At 72.6% G+C, this 252-nt stretch carries 1 pseudogene; it reads left to right on the forward strand.

What is annotated here, in order from left to right:
- A pseudogene (locus tag JHD82_RS29805) lies at positions 1–252 on the forward strand (type VI secretion system protein TssL); the annotation flags it as partial.

Here is a 252-nt window from a genome sequence, read left to right on the forward strand (position 1 = left end):
CCCCCCCCCCCCCCCCCCCCCCCCCCCCCCCCCCCCCCCCCCCCCCCCCCCCCTTTTCAAGCAGAAGACGGCATACGCGATCAACGTCAGCGTCTCGTGGGCTCGGAGATGTGTATAAGAGACAGGGTCAGCGTGCGCGACGAGGTCGACCGCAGCACCGTCATCCTGCGCGGCGACGGCCTGTTCGACCCGGCCGCCACCGTCGTCAAGCCCCGCTACGTGCAGGTCATCCACCGCGTGGCAGCGGCCCTG

The sequence above is a fragment of the Delftia sp. ASV31 genome (assembly GCF_016428765.1).
In the GTDB taxonomy this organism is placed as follows: Bacteria; Pseudomonadota; Gammaproteobacteria; order Burkholderiales; family Burkholderiaceae_C; genus Comamonas; species Comamonas acidovorans.